This is a genomic window from Sphingobacterium sp. UBA1498, from assembly GCF_002325125.1.
Classification (GTDB): Bacteria; Bacteroidota; Bacteroidia; order Sphingobacteriales; family Sphingobacteriaceae; genus Sphingobacterium.
The window spans coordinates 72,904-93,049 of the sequence record NZ_DCRG01000012.1; the positions used below are offsets into that span (position 1 = coordinate 72,904).

Sequence of the window (20,146 nt, forward strand, 5' to 3'; positions counted from 1 at the left end):
TATGATGAAGAAAATTCGCGTAGGACTTATTGGTTTTGGAATTTCAGGCCAAGTTTTTCATGCCCCCGTGATGCGTTCGATTGTGGAACTGGATCTTGTCAAGGTGACAGCGCGCAAAGCTGATCAGCAGAGTTTGCTTAAGGAACGCTATCCGCAGGCGGAAATTGCCTTGTCTGCAAATGATATCTTCGATGATCCAACAATTGATCTAGTCGTAATCGCAACCTCCAATGAAATGCATTATCCTTTTGCTAAGCGTGCATTGGAAGCAGGAAAACATGTCGTAGTTGAAAAGCCGTTTACAAATAGCGTAGATCAGGCAGATGAGCTGATTGCGTTGGCAAAGCAGAACAATCTGACCTTGGCTCCCTACCATAATTTAAGGTTCAACTCAGACTATCGCACAGTTGAAAAACTAATCAAAAGTGGAAGATTGGGACGGATTGTAAATCTTGAATCTCGCTTTGATCGTTTTCGAAACTACCTGCGACCTAATGCTTGGCGCGAGGAAAATTTGCCAGGTTCCGGAATATTTTATGACCTAGGACCTCATCTCATCGACCAGGCTTTACAGTTATTTGGAAAGCCGAATGCTGTTTTTGCAGATTTGGCCATCCAACGAGATCACGCGAAGACTATCGATAATTTCGATTGCCTATTGTACTATGATCAGTTAAGGGTGTCTCTAAAAGGTTCTATGCTTGCAAAGGAACCTACTCCGCGTTATCGTATATTCGGTATGAATGGAAATTTTGTAAAGCATGGGATTGATCCACAGGAAGCCTTACTGCGTGAAGGTAAATTCCCAGATGAAGATCCCGATTGGGGAAGAGAGGATCCAAGCCTATATGGTAAATTGAATATTGTAGAAGCAGGTAAAGATATTGAAGAAATTATTCCTTCAGAAGTTGGTTCTTACCCCGATTTTTATCAAAATGTTGTCGATAATATATTAGGGAAAACATCCTTAATTGCATCGCCGGAACAAGCCCGAGACGTTATTAAAATTATTGAATTAGCATATCAGAGTCAATTGGAGCGGAGGGTGATTTCTGTTGACGACACATTGATTGCTTATTAGATCTGTTACTGTGAGTATAACCTACGATGCGATCATTATTGGGGCTGGGGCCTGTGGTTTGATGTGCGCTGCGCAAGCAGGGCTAATCGGAAAGAAGACTTTAGTTATTGAACGAAACGATAAAGTTGGTGCGAAGATATTGATTTCAGGAGGTGGGCGCTGTAATTATACCAATACGGGTACCAGCCCCGCCAATTTTATTTCTGAAAATCCAGATTTTTTATACAGTGTATTCAAACAATGGAGCGTGGAGGATACCATTACTTTTTTTGAAGGTTATGGTATTATTGGCCAGGAGAAGACTTTGGGGCAGTTGTTTCCAGTAACAAATAAAGCAAAAGATATCGTCGCTGTATTTTCTGAAATTTTACAGCACACAGGTCAGCATGTCGCATTAAATACATTGGTGAAGGCCGTAGAAAAAAAGGACAATGGTTTTGAGGTTGCGGCAGAAAATACAAGAGGTGATGTACGGTATTATGCACATAAATTGATTATTGCTTCTGGGGGTTTACCGGTGCAAAAGCTTGGTGCTTCAGATTTCGGATTACGTGTAGCGAAACAGTTTGGTCTGAATGTAGTTGGAACCGCTCCAGCATTGGTACCTTTAACCATAACAGGAAAAGATGCTGATTGGTATAGTTCTTTGGCTGGAAATGCGGTATTCTCAAAGGTATCTGTTGACGGAATGTCTTTTGAAGAAAACATTCTCTTTACGCACTGGGGATTAAGCGGACCCGCAATTCTTCAAATTTCAAGTTATTGGAGACCTGGAATGGAGATTACAATTGATTTGTTACCTAATTTTAATTTGGAAAATTTGATTAAACAGGAGCGCCAATACGGTGGAAAAAGACTTGTCTCCCAATTGTTAAACGATCACTTCACTAGGAAATTGGTTGATGCGCTTGGAAAATTCCTGGTATTGGATACCAAAATTGCCTCCCTTAGTAAAGCTGATGCGAAATTGATTGTTGATACAATTCATCACTTTAAGGTAAAACCTGCGGGAGATAAGGGTTATGATAAAGCTGAGGTCATGCGAGGCGGAGTATCGACAGCGGAACTTCATCCCAAGACGCTCATGTCAAAAAAAGTTAATGGTCTTTATTTCGGAGGAGAAACTGTGGATATTACCGGATGGCTGGGCGGTTATAACTTCCAATGGGCTTGGGCTAGTGGTTATGCCATCGCTCAACATATTTAGCCTTTGTGAAGGTGGCAATTGTTCCCATCTATTCTGGAAAAATCGCCTAACCGGGAGAATGGACTGAAATACTATACATTTTTTAATGCAAATGCCTGTCTACAGATTATTGGGTATAGTGTTGTATGGCAGCTCCCAAGCGCTGCTTTATTCGAGTTTGAAGACTTTTTGGTGAGAGCACCTTAACGGATTCGCCAAAACCTAAAATTTCTCTTTCCAGCTCAAAATTAAGTACAACATCGAGGCGAATCAAAATCGATCCGTCTTCCTTTTTATTCAAAATTTGCTGGGAAGAATGTATGGGTTTTGTTGTCACATAAGGCGCATTTTTTGCATTGACAAGTAATATTACGCGATGTCCACGGTCTTTGTGTGATTTAGTAACGCCAATGGTATCCGAAAAATAGCGTTCAAAATCTACACCGTTATATTCTTTATATGAATTTTTGCCCATTTCTTCTACAGAATTTATGCGATCAAGTGCTAGCGTCATCAACCCTTCATTCTTTTTATGATGACCAATTAGAAACCACCGATTACGATACTCTTTTAGAAGATAGGGGGAGAAGACAAGGTCTTGCTGTTGTTTCGCTTTGAACGACTGGTAGCTTATGAGTAGCGGGATTTTCTCCCGAATGGCTTGATGCAATGGATTGATAAAGGAAAGACCCTTCAGCAGATTGTTGCTTTCCATTTGTATAATCGATGGTGAGTTGTCCTTTTTGGTATGGATACTATCTTCGAGCCGTGCAACGATATCGCTCATTTCATCAAAGCTTGAGAAACCGCTCACATGCTTCAATACTTCCACAGCCTCCTTCATTTTTTGCATATCTCCGACAGAAATAGGAGAATTACTAATGCTGTAATTAGGATCTTCATAGGTATAAAATTTGCGATGCAAAACCACAATAGGTGCATTGTAGCCGAGCTTATTGCTCCGCATGAGTTGAATGTCGCCTTGTATCGTTCGTTTACTTATTCCATTTTTGATTCCTTCAAATTCATAGAGTGCATCTGCGACTTTTTCCATAAGGTCTTCTAACGTCCATTTTCGATGTCGCAAACGGAGACATTGATCAATTGTTCTATAGCGTATAAGCGCAAGTTTATTAAGTGCCATGTTCGATTTCCTTTGGTCAGCTGAAAATACGAAAACTTTCTTTTATCTACGCAATATGGCTGCGTAGATTTTGCAACACAAGTTAAATAATTTGTGGTCTTTTCGAAATTGAAAAGAATTTCAGTTTTATCCGAGTAAAATAGCTACTTTTGCGCAGAAGCAAACTGGTTCTATCGCTGCTCTTTTTGAGAGGAGAGGAAAGTCCGGGCAACATAGAGCGACACGCTTCCTAACGGGAAGGCTGCTATGGAAATAGTAGACAGAAAGTGCCACAGAAAATATACCGCTTTTCGGAGTAAGGGTGAAAACGTAAGGTAAGAGCTTACGGTCTTGTATGGTGACATGCATTACGGTAAACCTCGTGTGTTGAAAGACCAAATAGGTTGCGAAAATCGAAGGCTGCTCGTCTTCTTTCAATGTATTGGAATTCGTAATGGGTAGGTTGATTGAGTTTGTCAGCGATGGCAAATCTAGATAAATGATAGAAATTCCACTTCGGTGGTCTACAGAACCCGGCTTACAAGGTTTGCTTCTTTTTCGCTAATTGCCAAAAAAAACTTATATTGATTTTCATAATTGAAAAAATAGCATAATTCTCTATTTATGAGTACGATTTTAATCATTGATGATGAGCGCGCCATCAGAAGTTCGTTGCGTGATATCTTGGAATATGAAGATTATACGATTTTAGATGTCGACAATGGCCGGGATGGATTAGATATTCTAAAAAAGGAAAAAATAGATCTTGTTCTGTGTGATATCAAGATGAATACGATGGATGGGATGGAAGTGTTGGCGGATGCCCACCAAAGCAGTCCCGATATTCCCTTCATAATGATCTCCGGACATGGTACGATTGAAACCGCTGTTGAAGCTGCGAAAAAAGGAGCATTTGACTTTTTAGAAAAGCCACTGGACCTAAATAGGTTATTGATCACGGTTCGAAATGCATTGGATAAAAGTTCCCTAGTCACGGAAACTAAAGTCCTGAAACGAAAAGTTAGCAGTTCGAAAACGAAAGATATATTAGGTGAATCTGGGGCTATCAAACGTATTAAGGAAACAATTGACCGTGTTGCACCAACTGAGGCTCGCGTATTGATTACTGGTGCGAATGGTTCGGGAAAAGAATTGGTTGCGCGTTGGTTACATGAGAAATCAAATCGCGCACAAGGCCCATTAATCGAAGTGAACTGTGCGGCAATCCCTTCTGAATTAATTGAATCAGAGCTATTTGGTCACGAAAAAGGATCTTTCACATCGGCTATTAAGCAACGTATTGGAAAATTTGAACAAGCTAGTGGCGGAACATTGTTTTTAGATGAGATTGGTGATATGAGCCTTTCGGCGCAGGCAAAAGTATTAAGAGCGCTACAGGAACATAAAATTACGAGAGTGGGGGGCGATAAAGAAATTGATGTCAATGTACGTGTGGTTGCTGCGACCAATAAGGACTTATTGAAAGAAATTGAAGATGGTAATTTCAGAATGGACTTATATCACCGTCTTTCTGTTATATTGATCCATGTACCTGCATTAGTTGATCGCGTTGATGATATTCCTTTATTATCTACTAATTTCTGCGAAGAGATCTGTATGGAGTACGGAATTCCCGTTAAGGATATCACTGCTGCAGCCATGAAAGAGTTAAGCCATCTTCCTTGGACGGGCAATATTCGCGAGTTAAGAAATATGATTGAACGTTTAATTATTTTGAGCGACAAGTCTATTACCGACAAAGATGTCATTGCCTTTGCCAATCCTTCGCGCGAACCGGTAAATGGTGTAGCCCATGAAAAAGGTACAACAAATTATGGATTAGATATGGACTCCTTTGATTCATTCCAAGATTACAAGGATCATGCTGAGAAAGAATTTATAAAATATAAGTTGGAAAAAAATAATTGGAACGTCTCCAAGACAGCGGATGATTTAGATATTCAACGTAGTCATCTTTATAGTAAAATAGAAAAGTTCGGTCTGAAAAGAGATTAATAGCCGAATAAAATTTTAGTTATCCATTAGCTGTCCATGATTTTTTAGGGCAAACTGGACAATCGACACAAAAAAAAAGAGATTCCTCAAGGAATCTCTTTTTTTATACATCAACAGCAATTTGGGAATTGTGCCGTAAAGTTCTGGCTACTGTGTTTTTAAAATAGCTTCAACATTCGCAACTGATATTTCCGTATAATTATTGATATAATCATTGCTTGCCGGTAATTCTTCTTTTTTATGCGTTGAAAGTACGGCTACAACTTTCATATTAGCATTTTTAGCTGCAGTAATACCGGAAAAAGAATCTTCAAAAACGATACAGCGGTCGGTTGAAATTTGAAGATTTTCTGCCGATTTTAGGTAAACTTCAGGATGAGGTTTATGTAATTTCACGTCTTCGCTGCTTAGTGTGGAAGAGAATAGGTGCCGTATATTCAATTCGTCTAGAATTAAATCCATGTTCTCCCGGGGAGCAGATGTCGCTACAGCAAGCTTAAAACCTTTTTCTTTTAAGGCTGTTAAAAATTCAATTAACCCCTTGATAGGTGCTACATGGTCTTTGTAAATTACCCTAAAAAGCTGCTCTTTTTCAAATTCAAGCGTGCGCAGTTCTTCAGAAGAAATTGGACGTTTAAAGAAATGTTGCATAATATAACTATTGTGCTTACCATACATGTGCTGTTCAAATTCCTCCTCTGTAGCTTGTTGTACATTGTGGTTTTTAAAAAAAGCTCTAAAGGCTTGTGCGTGGAAAGGATTGGTGTGACTTATAACACCGTCCATGTCAAATATCGCTGCGTATTCTGTCATTGGGCTAATATACAATAATTGCCTTGCTTCGGCGGATTACACACATTCATATTCTGGTAAATATTTTCATTTGTTTAGAGAAAGCTAAGGTTAAAACGGCCTCTATCACTACTGCTTACTTCGTTATGAAATTGAAAAAATTCCTCATAATTACTAGCAGGATAGGTGCCTTCAAAAAGCTCCAATTTTCTGTAAGTGAAGAGTTTATTGTCTTTTATTTCTGATCTAAACTCATACTTACCAAACGATTTTTCAATGATTTTCTTTTCAGGGACTACTGTTTTAAGTATATTTTCAGGAAGAATAATGCTAATGCTGTCAACATCGGTAAAACCTCTTTCAATAAAAATATCTTCTGTTCTATTTTTGCTGTCAGGAATATTGGAATATGAGTTGAATAAATTAGGCTGGATCAAAAGTTTATTGCCATTTTTCACAGCATAATTTTTAATGAAAATATCCAGGTGCTCTTCAATAAATGGATTATCTTCTTTGTGTTCAATATAATTTATCCGGTTGAAATTGATATTGTCTATATTGTAATATTCAGTTAGAAGTTTATTCTTGTCATTATTGCTAGCCAAAAGTACATCCATATGGTTTGCATATTGAGTTCCGTAGAACTTGGTGTTTAGCGAACCTTGTATATTCCCGTCTTCTGAAAGTTTTAGATCGGCGTAGCGAAGCTGAAGATTGGTTGAATTTACGTATTTAGGAGTATGCATAATAACTCCACCATTTTCAGTGCAGGCAACGACATCTCTATCGTCGGTAAAATCGCTGAGAAAACCAAATGGAAGGTTTTGGCTTGTACATTCTAGCCAAGTTGTATCATTTTTAAACGGAATACATAATATGACGTGATTTCCGTCTTGAGCGTTCGCAAAGGTTTTATTGAAACTTTCTTTGCGTCTTCCGGCTTCGACGATGCAATAATAGGATGGGATATTGACGGCCGACAGCATACTTTGCATGTAGTTGACTAGCGCTTTACAATCGCCATACCCCAGACGGTCTACTTCTGAAGCAGGAAAGGGCTCTAAGCCTCCAATGCCTATCTGAATACTGATATAGCGTGTGTTTTTTTGTAAGTAATCGTATAGAATTTTTGCTTTATCCTTGTCTGAACTGGCATTTTTGGTCAATGCAATAAATTTTTGTTTGGAGGCTTCGGTTAGGTCTTGTTTCTTATTTAGCAAACTGTTGGATACCCAGTTACCGAATTCTTTCCAGTCTGAGAAATTTCCTTCTTTCCCGTAGTAAATGAAATTTTTGGGAACAATGAGTACATTCGTTTTTTTAAGACTGGAGTTGGGACGATATGATTCTTCCTTTCTTGCCGCTATCTGTTCCACATTCCACGTCTTGCTCTCGGTCTTTTCATTTTTTTCTTGTTTTGCAGTTCCACTGTAATTCTTTGTTTCTATTCGATAGTCTGTGCCAATTGGTGCGATAAATTGGAAACTGCTTTTTTCTACGGACACATTGTTGGAGACCTCCGGAGTCCAAGATGGAATGATCAAGTTTTGCTTGCTTCTGACCTCGTATTGATATTCGATGGTATAGGGATAGCTGTGGTAGTTTGGGACATATAATTTTACTCGGGAATCGGCAAACATCGTACTGTTGTCAACAGCGCTAATATCCTTAAAATCTTTCGTTGAAATTTTCTTTTGCAATATGCCCATTTCGTTATAGATCGCTCCCTTGATGCTTCTGATCTCAGTGGATTTATCATAATACACCGGAAGCGTGGCATAACGGTCTCCGTTTTTATTGTACACGGTAATGGCACAAGTTGTCGTGGTGACAACTTGTTCGGGAGATTTTATTTCTACCACAGTTTTATCATTGCGTACAGTCGCTACTGCTCTGCTTTTTAATGTACTGGGAATATTAGCAACGTCATAGTTTTCTTGCGCAATCGCAAGGATCGGAAGCAGGATGTATAGTAAGTTGACGAATAGAATTTTCATTTTTTACTAATTAATTTTAGATCTACTTTTTGTTGTTGAATGATACGGGAATATAATTCTTTGAGTGAAAAATATTCATCGACCGAAAATAGGGGTTTGTTGAACGTGAGGCTCTGTAGGATTTCGATTTTGTTGCCATCAGTTTGGCTGACATATTTATATTTTGCAGTGGACTCAGGCAGCGCTAAGGACACATTTTGAGGCTTTTCAACAATTTCATACTGATCTGGGATTGTTAACCTGACTGCGTACAATGTTTTGGATTTAAAGCCCATGTCGACGGGGTAGGTTCTTTCCTGCGCCTTAAATGGGTTGTGGGAGATCCTGTCAATAATAGTTGGAGCCAAAACGATCTCACCTTGTCCCGTCTGTTTGGAAACATCCGCGACGACATCGAATTCTTCTATCAACGTTTGGTCAATATCCTCAAGGTTTTGGATACTCGACTTTATCAGTGTAATGTTGGGCATTTCTTCGTCCATTTTTTCCCAATATTCTTCCAAAGAATTAAATTTAGCAATATGTTGACGCTTTAAGAATGCTTTGTTGCCGCTACTGCTTATGGTTAATTTTCCCTTAATTTTTGATTGTTCATCTAAAGCTCCTTCCAAGACATAGTTTACTTCGGAAAATTCTGTCGCTACAAGTGGGAACCAATTTGAGCTTTTTTTAGAATAGATGATTCTTCCCCGTTCATTTAAACATTGTAAAGGCAATTCTCCAAAAGGCAAATAAGCATTAGTGGCATCTAATGTATATTTTACGCCATCGATATCCACGCAAGCGATGACGTAGTCAAAGTCAGATAATACAGGAAAAAGCGCATTAGGCGTACCGTTTCGGCGAGTCGAGAGAATGACGGGGTATGCCTCCAGGTCTGCAGCCATCAAAGCGGTTACTAACGCTAAATTAATATCCCCAATATTCCCATTCCTTTTTTCTAGTGCTTTTTCAACGCCTGTTTCTGCATATTTGCCTAAATGATTATTCCATTTTATTTGTTTGTTGATATAGTTATATACCTTTTTTGCTTTTTCAAGTTTGCTATCATTAGACGATATAATTGTTGCTAAACTGGATTTGAATACATCTGTTTTTTTTAATTGACCACCAAAGGTCTTTTCATTCATCAGGTCTATATCGACGTCTTTCCAAGTTTTGCTAAATGTCTTCTTACTACCCGTGCTCGGATAAAAAATCGATTCAAGTTCATAATAAATTGCAGATTTAAAATTGGTGGGGGAAGTCATGTAATCCTCTTCGATAAATGCCGGAATGTTCTTCATTGTATAGGTCAATTTTGAACAATCCATTCTTAGACCATCTAGAAAAATATACTCTCTCAATACTTCACCTTTTTGATCAGTAAGTTTATAAGGTCCACGTAAAGCTACATTGTATGTGAAAGAAGCAGGTATAATTGCAATGTATTGACTTTGTATTTTAGGAAGATCATCTTGAAATTCCCATGTCTTAAAATTAAATAAGTCCTGCTCTAGCGTTCGATAAGATACTTCAATGATAGATCCTTCTTTAATATTCGGAAGCGTGAATTTATTAAGGTCCAGATGTGCTGAATAATTTTCTTTGAAAACTTTTTTATTTTCAAGCGCTGTTGTCTCTATTTTACCGTTTTCTAAGTTATATGTAACAGCCTTTAATTCATCAAAGTAGTCGCGTATATAATTTCCACGTTTATAAGATGGAATTTCAAAATTAGCTTTTTTAAATCCTTCTTTGTCTATGATGCGGATTAGTACATGGTATTCATGAAGAAGTTTGATACGGTTATCATAATCATCCACGAAAACAGAGCTTTGACCAAACTCATTCAGAACGATAGCATGGGCATTGCTATCCAAATCTGTACGTGAGAAATCCGAAATAGAAACTTTACCAAAATCGAAATTTTGGGCTACACTATTTGTATAAATAGAAAATATTAAAAATAGCGTTAAAAACTGGCGCATAACTATAGGTGTAATAATTCACAAATATAAGTTTTTAGCCAAAATTAAACGATAATTCAGGATAATTATTTATCTAACTGCAAAAGATTGTTTATAATTTCAGTGATATTATCGATATCCTCACCATCTTCCAGCATCGAGAATGCTAGATAGGTGGCATATATTTCTGGGCTGAATTTCACGTGCTTATCAGCGATAAATCTATCGATCTGTTCTTCATTGCATTCAAAATGAATGTTTTGTAATTCATTGAAAAGATTAGTCGAAATTGTCTGATGATTTTCACCACAGGCAAAACCTGCAATAATATGGAATAGAAACTTATCGGTTATTTCGTCATCTTCCTTTTTAAACATAGCACGAATATGCTTATAATCGAATTTAGTTTTTGCACTATTCACAATAGTATCCCAAATCTGATATTCTGCTTTTGTCTCCATAGCTCGTTTTAAATTTATAATGGTATACCTAATATAGTAAAAATAATTTGACTTTTGGCAAGGAACATGAAACTTATGAGCTTTCCTGACTTGATGAGATAGGCTGATTATTCGTAGATTAACTATTGGGGATGTGAATTGAAGCCAAATCGCTTTTAAAATATACCTTAATGAATGTTTTTTCTTTTTTTGCTAGCTGTGGCGATAGAATGTTATGGAAACCTTTGTTTGGTGCGATGATAATTTAAAATTAATAGTTGGATTCGATTTTTTTAGTAATTTAAGCGGGAAAATGAAATGGTTTAGATGACCTAATTTATAATTATGATAACACGAATAGTAATGATCATTGTGCTATTTTGCCTATCAAAGGCTGGACTTGGCCAACAGGTGAATATAGATAAAATTCGAAGGGAATATGCGGGAGCTGTAAAGGATGAGGATCTATGTGAACATAATTTAAAGGTGCTAATTGAGGGAGCCAAATCACCTACTGAGAAAGTATACTTGGCAGCTTATCAGATCCTTTTAGCTAAACATATCGGTAATCCATTTAAAAAAGTTGGACAGTTTAAAGCGGGTAAAAATTATTTGGAAGAAGTGATAAAAGAAAATCCCAATCATATTGAAGCGCGGTTTATACGGTGGAGTGTACAGGTACATGCACCTTCTTTTTTGGGTTATAACAATAATATTCTTGAAGATAAAAACTTCCTTGTTAAAAATCTGTACAAATTACCGAATGAGGAAGCCAAATCTATTATTTATAACTATTTAAAAGGCGCGAATCCTTACCTCAAAGGTGCACAGATATTTAGTTCAACCGAATTAAAAGAGTTAGCTCAATAGACGTTAAAGGTTGTTAATTTGAAACGCCTAAGGTGTTTTGGCTAGAATATTGTGTATCTTGCTATATGAATTAATTCAACATCTACAAAAAGAGTATATCATGAAGAATTTAGTTTTTCCAATGTCAGTATTGACGGCCAGTTTGTTTGTTATCGGATGTGGCGTCAGCAAAAAACAATATGCTGGCTTACAGTCGGACTACAATAAATTACAAACAGAGCATAGTCAGTTAAACAAGCAATATCAAGACGGGCAGCTTCAAATAGCGGAAGGTCGCACGAGAATTAAGAGTTTAGAGGATCAGCTAGCCACCGAAAAACAAAATAATGCTGATCTGCGATCTGCCTATGTTGCTTTGCAGAAGTCGTTAGATAATAGTATTAATCAGAATTCACAGGGAAATATTAATATTTCCAAGTTGGTTGACGAAATTAACGCTTCAAACAAATACATCAAACATCTGGTAGAAACGAAGAATAAATCCGACTCTTTAAATCTAGTATTATCAAACAATTTAACTAGATCGCTTAGCCGTGAAGAGTTGCAGGAAGTTGATGTACAGGTCTTGAAAGGGGTGGTTTATATTTCACTTGCCGATAATATGCTTTACAAATCCGGCAGTTATGAAATTAACGATAGAGCAGATCAGACATTGAGTAAAATTGCAAAGATCATTCAGGACTATAGAGATTATGAAGTATTGATTGAAGGTAATACCGATACCGACCCGATTTCAAAACCTAATATTCGTAATAACTGGGATTTAAGTACCCTAAGAGCTTCTTCTGTGGTACAGGCTTTACAGAATAAATATGGTGTGGATCCAAAACGCTTAACTGCGGGCGGTAGGGGAGAATATAACCCTATAGCGGACAATTCCACAGCGCTCGGTAAGCAACGGAATAGAAGAACACAAATTATTATAACCCCAAAATTGGATCAATTTATGGAATTAATTGATAAAGCTCCAGAAGCTACAGAAGTTCCATCAGCGCAATAATTTGGATTAGATAGAATAAAAAAATCCTTTNNAAAGGATTTTTTTATTCTATCCAAAGAATTTAGTCGGGTCAAAACCGTGCTCTTTCAATACATCATCTGGTACACCATTCCAGACGCCAGGTTTATTTCCGGCATAGCCAATATCTTTTATACCCATTTCGCTCGTGTAAAATCCCGAAGAAGTAAGATTACGCATCAAGGAGAAAAATGCAGCACCTTGTTTCATCTCTGGTTTTGCCAACTCGGGATAGGCAATATCGTCTACTAACGCAAGCTGATCCTTTTCACTGCATTTGATGAAAACTGTACCATAGCGCTTTTTGGATTGGAGGTCTAGCCAACGAAGTCCACCGCGCATGGGGATTTTATTGTCGGGCAAATCTTTGACAATAAACTCGATAAAATCGGGTACACCAGCTTCCGATGCACTGCCAGACTTACTGTCTTTGGGTATAATAATATCAGCCAATACAGTTATTGTCGCCATTTCATGTTCATCAAAGAACTTTTCAGCGTATAGTTGTTCTGTGCGTTCGTATTCAAAATCCTGTACTCCAGGTAATTTTTTACTATTGTCTGCCGCAGCATTTTTAGCATCTTTTGAATTGCAAGCTGTGGTTAAAAGACCAGATCCAGCTGCAATTAATCCTAACGCTCGTAAAGATTCTCTTCTATTCATGCGTTTAACCGTTTAATTTTTTCTTTTCTTGAAGTATATATTCTGCTGTTCGCATCGATAAAGCGAGTATTGTCCAGGTCAGATTTTTGTCCCCTTGTTGTACAAATGGCCCAGCATCAACCACATAGAGATTTTTACAATCGTGCGCCTGCCCCCATTTGTTCAAAACAGAAGTCTTAGGGTCGTTACCCATTCTTGTGGTTCCACCTTCATGAATAATTTTTCCTGGAGCTTCCAGTCCATATAAGGTGTCGGCTCCTGGGATTTTTGATGTGATCACAGCGCCCATTTCATGCATAATCGATTGAAATGTCTCTTGCATGTGTTTCGCTTGTGCTATTTCTTCATTTGCCCATTTATAGTTGAAGCGTAGCACCGGAATGCCAAATTTGTCGACTTTATCTGGATCTATCTCACAGTAATTGTCTTTTCTTGCCAATGCCGTTCCCCTTCCGGCCATACCGACATTTGCACCATAATAGGTGCGGAAATCTTCTTTTAGAGCTGTGCCATAACCACCTTTGGCTTTTCCGTTTCCATCTGAATTTTTGGCGATATCGTTTACTTTCGGTACCCAGTTCAAAAATCCGTAAGAAGGCATATGTAAACCGCCTCCATATTCGATGTGATAGCCTCTAGGAAAGTTTAACTTAGCATTATCTTCCCACCAGGGGGAATAGATATGCACACTGCCTACACCATCCTCGTTATAGCGCTTCCGGTCAAGTAACTGTGGCAAAAATCCCGATAAGCTGGCTCCTGTAGAATCGTGGAGATATTTTCCAACTAAACCGCTGCTATTACCAACACCACCAGGATGCGATTTTGATTTGGAATTTAGCATAATTCGCGCACTTTCACAGGCACTCGCACCCAAAATAACGGTTTTACCCTTAACAGTATATTCCTGTAAATCCTTGGTATTTACATAAGAAACACCAACGGCAATCCCTTCATCATTTGTAATGACTTCTCGTACCATCGCATTGTCAATTACTTTTAAATTACCGGTTTTCATTGCTGGAATAACGAGACAAGAAGATGAAGAAAAGTCCCCGTAGACCTTACATGCACGACCGCATTGACCGCAATAGAAACAGGTTCCACGATCCTTAATGTCTTTCGACACTTCTGTCAGTACAGCGCCTCTCCCAGGAATCACTGGAACCCCTGCTTTTTTAGCGCCTTTTGCAATGTAAAATTCGTTTAGACGTGGTTTGGGCGGTTTCATAAAAATTCCATCTGGTTCGTTATGAATACCCTCTACCGTTCCATATATACCGATCATGCGGTCTACACGGTCGTAAAAAGGCTTAACCTCCTCATAGGTAATAGGCCATTCTTCAGTAACTCCATCTTTGGGCTTAAAATCGTCAGGGCCCATGCGTAATGAAATTCGACCCCAGTGATTCGTTCTTCCGCCAAGCATGCGGGCTCTAAACCATTCAAATTCTGTTCCCGCTACTTTGCTGTAGGGTTCACCTTCGATTTGCCAGCCGCCGAAGGCCGCATCAAAATCCCCGAAAGGTCTAGTAGTACCTGCGCCCCTTCTTGGAGATTCCCAAGGCCAGCGTAGTTGCAATGAATCTTTTGCTGGATCATAAAAAGGACCTGCTTCCAGCATCAATACTTTAAGTCCCGCATGCGCAAGTATATAACCTGCCATGCCACCACCTGCGCCGGAACCAACTACGATGGCGTCAAATAATTCGGGATTTTCTTTAATTTGATAATCTGACATAATTAAATGAAGTAATTAATTGAGGGGCCTATGCGATACGTCTGCCATGAAGCTTAATTCTGTAAATGAAAGGTTCAATTAATTTAATGGTTATTATTTCATGTTTAAAATCATTGTGAATATATTGATAAAAATTTGTTTTTTTTAATTTAATTTATCGATTTAGCAGATTTTAAACAAAGAATATGGGATTGTTACAAAAAACGCGTTGTTTCTTTAAATTTTACAATGGTTAGTAGCATAAGCGAAGCGTAGTGCATTGGAGCAAAATAGAAGCAGCTGCCATTTATAGGTTGGCTAGCTGGACGACTTTGTTTACATAAATTTCTTCTAGAAATACTTCATCATGCGAAATAACAAGCAATGTTCCCTTATAAAGCTGAATTGCTTTTGTCAGAATGAGGATATTTTGAATATCTAAATTATTTGTTGGTTCATCAAGTATAATCAAATCGGGCGATTGTTGTTTAATAGTTAGACTACATAATATCAGCCGCATTTTTTCACCGCCGCTCAATTGTTGACATTTTTTATCCCACTCATCCCTTCCAAATAGAAAGCGATTGAGTCTGATTTTAATTTCATGTTCGGGCAATGCTTGAGTATTATATTGCTGAGCTTGTTCATAGATGCTCAAATGCGGAGATAGGATGGAATATGTCTGGTCTAAGTAGATCGATTCAAACGATTGTTGTTCAATTTTTCCCTGTTCAGGCACTAATTGATTAAGAAGGAGTTTAACCAATGTCGTTTTACCAGACCCATTCTGGCCCTGTAGTGCGATGCGATCTCCACTGAATAATTGAAAGCTTATATTATCTTTCCACAGCTGCTGCGAGCCATAGCTGAAATTGATGTTTTCTGCTTTTACCATACTCTTTCCTGTGGGAAAAGTACTGTTTCCTAAATCTATTTTAATTTCATCCAATGCCGATTGCGAGCCCCGGAGCTCGTGCAGATCGGATCTGATACCTCCGATTTTGTACTGATGTACATTCTTTATTTTTGCGGTGCTCTTTTCAGCATTATTTCGTAGCGTATTCATCATTATACGCGCCACACCAGCTTTTTCCTGCTTTTTTTGTCCCCGGTTATTTAATCTATTTTGACGTTCGATTGTTTCCCTTTCTTTCTCCTTCGCAATTTTTATCGCTTTTTCCTTGTGATGGATATCTTGTTGCAAAGCATGACGCTCACCTTCTTTTTGAGCCTTGTAAAAGGAGTAATTACCTCCGTATCGCTTAATGCCATTGGGTGTCATTTCGGCCATATCGTCCAATAGATTAAGCAGCGTTCTGTCATGGCTTACAACGATCAGTGTGCTGTTAGTTGATTGGATCCAATTGTATAGATTTTTTTTGCTATCCATATCCAAGTGGTTGCTTGGCTCGTCTAGGAGAATGAGTTCGGTTTGATGAACCTGGATTCCGGCCAACAAGACTTTTGTTTGTTGTCCGCCACTAAGTGAAGACATTTTTTGTGTCAGTTGGATGTTAGGCAGATTCCATAGCGAGAAGGCCTCTTGGCAACGCTCTTCCAAATTCCAATCATCCTGAAGTGTATTGAAATTTTCTTCAGAGGCGTCGCCCGCTAATATGGCATCAAGTGCAGCTAATTTTTTGTCAATTTTAAGTGCTTCAGCAACTGTCTTTTTCTCAAATTGTCCAACGACTTGGGTGACATAGTAGGAATTGGCGACGGACTGTATGCTCCCGCTGCTTGGAAAGAGTTCTTTGGCAATCAGTCGCAATAAAGTTGATTTGCCCACGCCATTGTGGCCAATCAATGCTATTTTCTCTTGCGCGTATATGTACAGACTTATGTTCTCAAACAATAAATCTTTATTCGGATGTATATAAGAAAGTTGTTGTATGGAAAGCATGTTGAAATTCTTTAAATGTTAGAAAAGACCAATTGCAAGGATATTGTCAATGGATGGTATTTATTTCGTTCTAAAGAATTTTAATCTTACATACAGTTTTTGATACTATTGAGGAAGTACAAAGATAGCGTTTATATTTTGATGTCGTAAAAATTTTCGATAAATAGTCAAATTGTTTATTTTTCTACTAATTGCTTCAGACAAATTGTAATTTTGAAAAAACGACACTTGTGAATAAAATTCTTCTTATAGATGACGAAGATAAGCTTCGGAAATTGCTAGCCAAAATTATTAGCCTGGAAGGTTTTGATGTCATTGAGGCTGCTGATATTAAATCCGGATTAAAAAAGCTTGAAGCCAGTGAAGTGGATGTGGTGCTTTGTGATGTCAAACTACCTGATGGTAGTGGCGTTGAAACCGCTAAATTAATTAAAGAGCGGTATCCCATTGTAGAGATTATCCTATTGACGGCATATGGAAATATCCCGGACAGCGTGCAGGCAATAAAAAATGGTGCTTTCGATTACATTACGAAAGGAGATGATAATAATCGTATTATACCACTTCTTTATAAAGCCTGTGAAAAGGTTGCGTTGGCTAGAAGAGTGCAGCAGTTGGAAAAAAGATTAGGAGATAAGCTTTCATTCGATAAGATTATTGGAAATTCCACTGCTATAAAGACCGCTATTGGATTAGCACAAAAAGTTGCTATTACAAATACAACGGTCTTACTCACTGGTGAAACGGGCACTGGTAAGGAGGTTTTTGCACAGGCTATCCATCAGGCGAGCGCTAGAAGAGAACGTAGTTTTGTCGCTATCAACTGTGCGGCATTTACAAAGGATTTGCTTGAAAATGAGTTGTTTGGTCATAAATCTGGCGCTTTTACGGGGGCAAATAAAGATCAACGTGGCCTGTTTGAAGAAGCGCACCTCGGTACTATTTTTCTGGATGAAGTGGGTGAGATGGCGTTGGAACTTCAGGCCAAGATTCTCCGTGTTCTGGAAACCGGCGAATTTTTAAAAATCGGCGACTCTAAACCAACTTACGTAGATGTACGAATTATAGCTGCGACTAACAGAAATCTCCACGAGGAAATTGCTTCTGAACATTTTAGAAGTGATCTATTTTACAGGTTGTCTGTTTTTACCGTTGAATTACCACCACTGCGTGAGCGTGTTCAGGATATTGCGCCCCTGGCAAAATATTATGTTGATATCTTTGCTTTAAAATCCAACTTGAAACCTTTGGAGATGACCACAGCATTTGTGCAGGCATTGGAAAGTAATGTATGGCGGGGAAATATCCGCGAACTGAAAAATGTGATTGAACGCAGTGTGATTTTAAGTGAGGGGGGCGTACTGGATGTTCAGAGTCTTCCCTTCGTGCAACGTGATTTTAGAGAAGGGGCAGGTATTTTATCAAACTTTTCAATGTCCGATATGGAGAAGCGGCATATAGCGCGGGTTTTGAAACATACAAATGGAAATAAAGCGGAAGCTGCTCGATTGTTAGAAATTGGTATAGCTACCTTGTACCGAAAAATTGAAGAATATAAAATCCAATGAAACTTAAAGCTAAGCTGACTTTTTGGGTAGGTTTTTTATTTTTCATGATTTTGCTGCTTGCGATAGTGAGTGGGTATTATGTTTATCGGTTAAAAAAAGATACAAATAACATTTTAGTCGACAACTATAACACGGTGCATTACTCCAGGAATATGCTGTTGGCGTTGGAAGATTTTCGTACCAGCAACAAGAGTGTTCAGCTATTTGAATATAACTTAAGGCTCCAAAATCGTAATATAACCGAGCGCGGGGAACAGGAGGTAAATGAACGTGTAAATCGTCACTTTTTGAACTTAAAAGAGGATACGAAAAATGTGAGCGTATTGGCTGACTTACGGAAAGATATATTCCATTTAATGTATCTGAATATGCAGGCGATCGAACACAAAAATGATGTCGCCAATGCAACAGCAGAGAAAGCTATATTGGCGATCTCCATTGTTGGCGCAATCTGTTTTATGATTGCGTTTGTATTGTTGATCAATCTCCCCATCGCCATTGCAGGCCCAATGGTACAATTAGCCGATAGTATTAAACAGATTGCTGCTGGGAACTACAAAATGAGACTCCATTTTAAGCGACGGGACGAACTTGGAGCGGTGTCAAAATCATTTAATACAATGGCTCAAAAACTTGAGGAGTATACAGACAGTAATTTGGGTAAGATTTTACAGCATAAAAAGAGAATCGAAGCTCTTATCGATAATATGCATGATGCTGTCATAGGGATCGATGAAGAAAAAACAGTGCTTTTTGCGAATACGCCCGCTTGTTTAATTTCGGGGTTAAAACTTGTTGAACTTGAGGGGGAAAATTTGGAAGAAATTGCATCAGTTAATGATTTGATTAAAAACCTTCTCAACAAAATTAACTCTTTGCATCAAGAGTCTGGTCATCTAGGGATGTTTCAGGTGTGTGTTGCAGGAAAACAAAACTATTTTGATTTAGAGGTCATTGATATTAATATTGTTCCAACAGGAGAGGAGGGGGCTCAATTTATCGGACAATTTATTTTGCTGAAGGATGTAACCCGTTTCAAGGAGCGTGATGTAGCGAAAACGAATTTTATTGGAACGGTCTCCCATGAATTGAAAACACCTATCGCTTCAATACGCATGGGAATCCAATTATTAGAAAATAAAAGGATCGGAGATTTAAATCAAGAACAACAAGATTTGCTCGAAGGCATTGCCGATGATACAGCGCGGCTTCTCAAGATTACGGGGGAACTTTTGGATATTGCACAGGTGGAGAGTGGTGCGATTCAGATGAGACTGACCGAAGCAGCTATCGAATCGATTGTAGACTACGCATTACTAGCCAATCGGTCGATGTTTGAGCAAAAGCAAATCCGGATAGACGTAGAATTGGAAAGGAATTTGCCGATGGTCCTTATCGATAGGGAAAAAGCCGCATGGGTATTAACGAATTTATTGTCCAATGCAATTCGATATTCCGATGTGGGGGGAGTGATCGCCATTGCTGCCAAAAGAATGGGAGCAAGGGTACTTTTACGGGTTGAGGATCATGGGCAAGGAATTCCAGCGCAATATTTAATGAAAATTTTTGATCGCTACTTCCGTGTTCCAGGAAGTACAAAAGAAGGAACAGGTTTAGGATTGAGCATAAGCAAAGAATTTATCGAAAGCATGGGTGGAGAAATTGATGTACAAAGTGTTTTGGGAAGTGGAAGTACATTTTTTGTTTATCTTCCGATTGCTCCGCCTAGGCCATCGGCCTAAAACCATCAACCTATCTTTTTCCTTCCAAAAGCGCATTGAAAGATCTAGCGGCTTGCATTGCAGAGGCCGCAAGATAGG

The 20,146-nt window shown here is 38.5% G+C and carries 15 protein-coding genes and 1 other RNA gene; 8 read left to right on the plus strand and 8 right to left on the minus strand.

Annotated elements, in window-relative coordinates; translation table 11 throughout:
- Position 1 precedes the first annotated feature (1 nt).
- Together B3139_RS08270 and B3139_RS08275 are read left to right on the plus strand one after the other, a co-directional pair.
- Positions 2-1,081, plus strand: coding sequence for an oxidoreductase (locus tag B3139_RS08270; protein WP_293881771.1), 1,080 nt, complete (start codon positions 2-4; stop codon positions 1,079-1,081).
- 16 nt (positions 1,082-1,097) lie between these two features.
- The gene (locus B3139_RS08275) at positions 1,098-2,288 is read left to right on the plus strand and encodes an NAD(P)/FAD-dependent oxidoreductase (protein ID WP_293881837.1); all 1,191 of its coding nucleotides are present in this window, start codon (positions 1,098-1,100) and stop codon (positions 2,286-2,288) included.
- 106 nt (positions 2,289-2,394) lie between these two features.
- Here B3139_RS08275 and B3139_RS08280 read toward each other — a convergent pair whose 3' ends face one another.
- On the minus strand, positions 2,395-3,411 hold the full coding sequence (locus tag B3139_RS08280; protein ID WP_293881773.1) for a helix-turn-helix transcriptional regulator: 1,017 nt from the start codon (positions 3,409-3,411) through the stop codon (positions 2,395-2,397).
- 157 nt (positions 3,412-3,568) lie between these two features.
- Between B3139_RS08280 and rnpB the strand changes: the two genes are divergently transcribed.
- An RNA gene (gene rnpB, locus B3139_RS08285) (RNase P RNA component class A) lies at positions 3,569-3,947 on the plus strand.
- A 67-nt stretch (positions 3,948-4,014) separates the two neighbouring features.
- Positions 4,015-5,406 (plus strand): sigma-54-dependent transcriptional regulator, encoded by a 1,392-nt coding sequence (locus B3139_RS08290; protein WP_293881775.1) that lies wholly within the window; start codon positions 4,015-4,017, stop codon positions 5,404-5,406.
- Between the two features lie 147 nt (positions 5,407-5,553).
- Here the strand turns inward: B3139_RS08290 and B3139_RS08295 are convergent, their stop codons facing one another.
- The 4 genes from B3139_RS08295 to B3139_RS08310 form a co-directional block, all read right to left on the minus strand.
- Positions 5,554-6,219: an HAD family hydrolase gene (locus tag B3139_RS08295; RefSeq protein WP_293881777.1), complete on the minus strand. Its 666-nt coding sequence runs from the start codon at positions 6,217-6,219 to the stop codon at positions 5,554-5,556.
- A gap of 74 nt (positions 6,220-6,293) precedes the next feature.
- Positions 6,294-8,195, minus strand: coding sequence for a DUF3857 domain-containing transglutaminase family protein (locus B3139_RS08300; protein WP_293881779.1), 1,902 nt, complete (start codon positions 8,193-8,195; stop codon positions 6,294-6,296).
- Positions 8,192-10,165 (minus strand): transglutaminase domain-containing protein, encoded by a 1,974-nt coding sequence (locus B3139_RS08305; protein ID WP_293881781.1) that lies wholly within the window; start codon positions 10,163-10,165, stop codon positions 8,192-8,194. Before B3139_RS08305 ends, B3139_RS08300 begins: the two co-directional genes overlap by 4 nt.
- A 65-nt stretch (positions 10,166-10,230) precedes the next feature.
- The gene (locus tag B3139_RS08310) at positions 10,231-10,605 is read right to left on the minus strand and encodes a hypothetical protein (RefSeq protein ID WP_209575985.1); all 375 of its coding nucleotides are present in this window, start codon (positions 10,603-10,605) and stop codon (positions 10,231-10,233) included.
- A gap of 324 nt (positions 10,606-10,929) precedes the next feature.
- Between B3139_RS08310 and B3139_RS08315 the strand changes: the two genes are divergently transcribed.
- Positions 10,930-11,454, plus strand: coding sequence for a hypothetical protein (locus B3139_RS08315; protein WP_293881783.1), 525 nt, complete (start codon positions 10,930-10,932; stop codon positions 11,452-11,454).
- A 100-nt stretch (positions 11,455-11,554) separates the two neighbouring features.
- Positions 11,555-12,454, plus strand: a complete 900-nt coding sequence (locus tag B3139_RS08320; protein WP_293881785.1) for an OmpA family protein — start codon at positions 11,555-11,557, stop codon at positions 12,452-12,454.
- Positions 12,455-12,502: 48 nt separating this feature from the next.
- Here B3139_RS08320 and B3139_RS08325 read toward each other — a convergent pair whose 3' ends face one another.
- From B3139_RS08325 to B3139_RS08335, 3 genes are all read right to left on the minus strand, one after another.
- The gene (locus B3139_RS08325) at positions 12,503-13,135 is read right to left on the minus strand and encodes a gluconate 2-dehydrogenase subunit 3 family protein (protein WP_293881787.1); all 633 of its coding nucleotides are present in this window, start codon (positions 13,133-13,135) and stop codon (positions 12,503-12,505) included.
- A gap of 4 nt (positions 13,136-13,139) precedes the next feature.
- Positions 13,140-14,876, minus strand: a complete 1,737-nt coding sequence (locus B3139_RS08330) for a GMC oxidoreductase (RefSeq protein ID WP_293881789.1) — start codon at positions 14,874-14,876, stop codon at positions 13,140-13,142.
- A gap of 286 nt (positions 14,877-15,162) precedes the next feature.
- Positions 15,163-16,758, minus strand: a complete 1,596-nt coding sequence (locus tag B3139_RS08335; RefSeq protein WP_293881790.1) for an ABC-F family ATP-binding cassette domain-containing protein — start codon at positions 16,756-16,758, stop codon at positions 15,163-15,165.
- Between the two features lie 230 nt (positions 16,759-16,988).
- On the opposite strand from B3139_RS08335, the gene B3139_RS08340 reads away from it, so the two are divergent.
- Positions 16,989-18,326 (plus strand): sigma-54-dependent transcriptional regulator, encoded by a 1,338-nt coding sequence (locus B3139_RS08340; protein WP_293881792.1) that lies wholly within the window; start codon positions 16,989-16,991, stop codon positions 18,324-18,326.
- A complete protein-coding gene (locus B3139_RS08345; RefSeq protein ID WP_293881794.1) occupies positions 18,323-20,068 on the plus strand; it encodes an ATP-binding protein in 1,746 nt (581 codons plus the stop codon). The genes B3139_RS08340 and B3139_RS08345 overlap by 4 nt, the downstream gene beginning before the upstream one ends.
- Positions 20,069-20,146 lie beyond the last annotated feature (78 nt).

What these genes read in the sequence shown, in the direction of transcription:
- B3139_RS08270 (WP_293881771.1), top strand. Translation starts at nt 2, where the DNA reads ATGATGAAGAAAATTCGCGTAGGACTTATTGGTTTTGGAATTTCAGGC.
- B3139_RS08280 (WP_293881773.1), bottom strand. Translation starts at nt 3,411, where the DNA reads ATGGCACTTAATAAACTTGCGCTTATACGCTATAGAACAATTGATCAA.
- B3139_RS08290 (WP_293881775.1), top strand. Translation starts at nt 4,015, where the DNA reads ATGAGTACGATTTTAATCATTGATGATGAGCGCGCCATCAGAAGTTCG.
- B3139_RS08295 (WP_293881777.1), bottom strand. Translation starts at nt 6,219, where the DNA reads ATGACAGAATACGCAGCGATATTTGACATGGACGGTGTTATAAGTCAC.
- B3139_RS08300 (WP_293881779.1), bottom strand. Translation starts at nt 8,195, where the DNA reads ATGAAAATTCTATTCGTCAACTTACTATACATCCTGCTTCCGATCCTT.
- B3139_RS08305 (WP_293881781.1), bottom strand. Translation starts at nt 10,165, where the DNA reads ATGCGCCAGTTTTTAACGCTATTTTTAATATTTTCTATTTATACAAAT.
- B3139_RS08310 (WP_209575985.1), bottom strand. Translation starts at nt 10,605, where the DNA reads ATGGAGACAAAAGCAGAATATCAGATTTGGGATACTATTGTGAATAGT.
- B3139_RS08315 (WP_293881783.1), top strand. Translation starts at nt 10,930, where the DNA reads ATGATAACACGAATAGTAATGATCATTGTGCTATTTTGCCTATCAAAG.
- B3139_RS08320 (WP_293881785.1), top strand. Translation starts at nt 11,555, where the DNA reads ATGAAGAATTTAGTTTTTCCAATGTCAGTATTGACGGCCAGTTTGTTT.
- B3139_RS08325 (WP_293881787.1), bottom strand. Translation starts at nt 13,135, where the DNA reads ATGAATAGAAGAGAATCTTTACGAGCGTTAGGATTAATTGCAGCTGGA.
- B3139_RS08330 (WP_293881789.1), bottom strand. Translation starts at nt 14,876, where the DNA reads ATGTCAGATTATCAAATTAAAGAAAATCCCGAATTATTTGACGCCATC.
- B3139_RS08335 (WP_293881790.1), bottom strand. Translation starts at nt 16,758, where the DNA reads ATGCTTTCCATACAACAACTTTCTTATATACATCCGAATAAAGATTTA.
- B3139_RS08345 (WP_293881794.1), top strand. Translation starts at nt 18,323, where the DNA reads ATGAAACTTAAAGCTAAGCTGACTTTTTGGGTAGGTTTTTTATTTTTC.